The following is a 3,641-nucleotide window of genomic DNA, read 5'->3' as shown; positions in this document are numbered from 1 at the left end:
TGTTAGATACTTTTTTGTTTAATTATTAGTCGTATAGTCTCACCTCGCTGGCGCAAGCTTGCAGCTTGTGCCCCAATTCAAAATTCTCTTTTACACCGCACTACTGCGCACTGCCCCCCTCCCTTTTGGGGAGGGGGAACGGGGGGTGAGGACTTTCACCTAAGACTAATATACACAGCGCAAAAGTACAATATTATTTTTACACTACCACAAGGTTTTACACAATTAACATCATTTTAACAATATTACTTCATTGGTAGCTATGTATACCAAGTATTTAGCTTTTACTTTCCAGCCTAAAGTTTCTAAATTGTGAGCGTAATAAGCCAATTGCTGTGCATACTGCGGTTGTGGTTCGCCTGTTTTATAATCTATTATAAATATCTCTCGTTTATTGGCATCATAAGCTAACCTATCAGGACGATAATAACGCCCTCGCTGGTCTATAAACTCTCGCTCATTCCAATAATTATAGGAGCGTGTGTAAAAAGGTTTCAGTTTCTCATCAGTAAGCAACTGTTGTAGCTGGGGGGCTAATAGTGCTACTTGGGCTGCCGAGAGCATTCCTTCTTCTTGGGCATCGGCAAGTACTTGGGGTAAGTCTTCGGCATAATATATGTTTGCCAATAGCTGGTGAATGATATTTCCTCGCTCTATGGCTTCTTGCTGGTGGGTGTCCCATAACAACGAAGCTCCTGTGGCTATCTTATACTGCGGTGTTGCCCATCCTTGCTGAAAATACACCACTCCTTCTTCGTTCTTTTTAGTTTCTTTGACGGGTGACATCGCTGGTGTGCCTATGGCATAAATGCTGGCATCGGAGGTTTCAGTAGAAGTTGCTTTGCTGCTACTGAGGTATTTTTTTAATAAGGTGCCATAGGTTACTTTTTCGTCTTCTTTTTCGGGCAAAGCACTAATCACATATAACATCGATATAGGACGGGTGAGAGCTACATATAGTACATTGAGATTATCGAGCAACTGTTCTTCTTGAAACTGTTGGTAAATGGACTGTGTAGGCTTATACTGCTCCATACTCTTGTTGCTGCCCACCAATAAATGAGTAAATCCCGCAAACTCTTCGGGCAAAACGGGACACCACAACATTTCGGTACGCGGTTTCTTTAGTACGTTATCGGCAAAAGGATAAATAATCACGGGGGCTGAAAGTCCTTTGCTCTTATGTACCGAAAGTATGGTAACGGCATCTAATCCTTCGGGCAGGCTGATGCTGAGCTCTTCTTGTTTTTCGTTCCAATATTCTAAAAAATCTGACAAGCCTCCTTTGCGGGCATTTTTGAAATCAAACAACAGATTGATAAAGTCCGACAAATAAGCATCGGAAGCCATAGGCTCGGTTGTTTCTTTATGAGGCAAATTAAAACACTGCACAGCAAAGGCTACCCCTTCATACAACGAATATTCATTAAACTTTTCGACTGAAAAACCAAACTCGCTAAAAAAGGTCTCTACAGGGGCATTTACATAGGTGCTTAAAAACTGATGGGCATCGGCATCGGCAATGCGTCCTAATCGTAAATAATCAAACAACATAGCAAGTTTTAGCTGTTGGCTTTCGGGCTGGTATAACAATCGCAATAAGGCGATGAGGAACTGCACCGCAGGTACATTTTTCAGCAACAACGAATCGGGCGAGATCACCTTTATAGTATGTTGTGATAAATAGGCGGCAACAGCTGCCCCCTCACGATTGTAGCGGGTAAGAACCGTAATATCTTTATAAGCGGCTCCTGCGGCAAGGGCGTGTTGTATTTTTTGTAATACTTGCTCGCAATATATCAGTTCGCGCTGGGTGATTCCTATGGGGGAATCTAATTCGGTATTGGGTTGGTCGGGTTGGTCGGATTCTTCAGATTCGTCGGATTTGGTAGAAACAAAAGTTACTTCCACATAGCCTTCGGGCAAGTGTTGGTTTTCCTTGCTTTTGGGGTACTGCTGCTGGGCGTTCTCGTATAATTTCCTATAAGTTTCGGTTTCAAATTCGCTTGCTACCGAGGCAAAGAAGGCGTTGTTAAAATTGATAATCTGTGGTAAACTGCGGTAATTTTCGGTAAGGTGTTGCAGGTGTAACTCCACATCAAAAGGGTGGCTTTGTTGTTCGTACAAGCTGATAAATTGTTCGGCTTTGCCTCCTCGCCATCGGTAAATAGACTGTTTAGCATCGCCTACCAATAACAACGACCCTACTTGTCCGTCTTCTTCGCTCTGCAAGGCGTTTTTTACCAGCGGCAGGAGGTTTTTCCATTGCAATACTGAAGTGTCTTGAAATTCATCTATAAAATAATGTCTGAATTTTTCGCCTATACGCTCATAAATAAATGGTACTACGTGCGGAAATCGCTCGGCTTGACTCATCAGTTCGCTGCTAATCACGCTGTTAAACTCCCATATAGGTAGTATATTTTCTTCGTCTTTTATAAGGCTTATCTCGGCTTGTATTTGGTTGAGCAATGCTAATGGTGGCAGGTATTTGAGGGCATTTTCTATAAAACTACGAAAAGCAAAAAGCTTTTTGATATGCAAGTAGTGTTGTTTTATTTGAGGGTGCAGACTATCAATAATTGCGCCGTGTGTTTTTCCTACCTTATCGGTATATAATTTTTCATCATTGAGTAGCTTTTGTTGCCATACAGCTGTATCCCAACTATCTATTTTTTTATGAGGTAGCGAAGTGGGATCTTCAAAGAATTTATAGGGATAGCCTCTGTTAAACTCTTTGGCGGTGAGCTGGTGTTGGCTCATCAGTGTTAAAAAGTTGTTGGCTTCTTGGGTTATGAGTTGTGGCACGGTGTGCTTGTGCTGCTGCAAAATGTGCTTGAGTGCTGCAAAATCAGTTAAGGTTTTGTCCTTGAGAGTTTGCAGTGCCTCGTGGTGGTTTTCTACGGTGAGCAGCTGGGCTATCTTTAGCAGCTCTTGGGTAGTGTCCCAGCTTTTATCTTCATTAATTTTTTCATTGGAAAAGGCTATCAGCCATTGGGTAAGTGCCTTATCGGTACCTGCCCTGCTGAGCAAATTGTCTACTGCCTGCTGCAAAATAGTAGTACTCTCTAGCTGCACTTCAAAGAAAGGATTGAGGTGCAAATCGTGAGAAAAATGACGTATGAGCTGGTGATTGAAAGCATCTATAGTGCTGATATTGAAGGAGGCATAATTGTGCAGGATATACTGCAAGGCTCTTTGTGAACGTTGTTGCAACTCATTGACAGTAAAACCGAGTTCTTGGCGGAGTTCTTTGAACATAGAGGGTTCTTGGTCTTTTACTTTATCGGAAGCAAAGAGTCCTAATAACTCAATAATACGGTTTTTCATTTCAAAAACAGCTTTATTGGTGAACGTTATAGCCAATAGTTGTTTGAAATTGGGTGTTTGTTTGAGGATAATAGCTAAATAAGCCTTTACGAGGCTATAGGTTTTTCCTGAACCTGCTGATGCGTTATAAATTGTATACATTTTTCAATAATTAAGCAAATTGGCACTATACTGCACTTTGAAATAAAATGCAAATATACGAAAAGTTATGAATTTTGAATTTTGAATTTTGAATTTTGAATTTTGAATTGCTGGGACGGGTGGGTAGAAAAAAGTGTTATCCTTCGCTCATCCTTCGCTCAAGGTTCGCT

Annotated in this window: 1 protein-coding gene; it reads right to left on the bottom strand. The window is 41.4% G+C overall.

Annotated features, from left to right (window positions below):
* Positions 1–231: 231 nt before the first annotated feature.
* Complete coding sequence (locus tag HMPREF9075_RS10960; protein ID WP_009751418.1) at positions 232–3,471, bottom strand: exodeoxyribonuclease V subunit beta; 3,240 nt, start codon at positions 3,469–3,471, stop codon at positions 232–234.
* Positions 3,472–3,641 lie beyond the last annotated feature (170 nt).

This window comes from Capnocytophaga sp. oral taxon 332 str. F0381 (genome assembly GCF_000318275.2).
GTDB lineage: Bacteria > Bacteroidota > Bacteroidia > Flavobacteriales > Flavobacteriaceae > Capnocytophaga > Capnocytophaga bilenii.
Note: the sequence above shows the minus strand (reverse complement) of the source record. Positions and strands in the feature narration are given on the sequence as shown.

Excerpts from the sequence above, each read along its gene's own strand:
- HMPREF9075_RS10960 (WP_009751418.1), bottom strand. The coding sequence starts at position 3,471 with ATGTATACAATTTATAACGCATCAGCAGGTTCAGGAAAAACCTATAGC.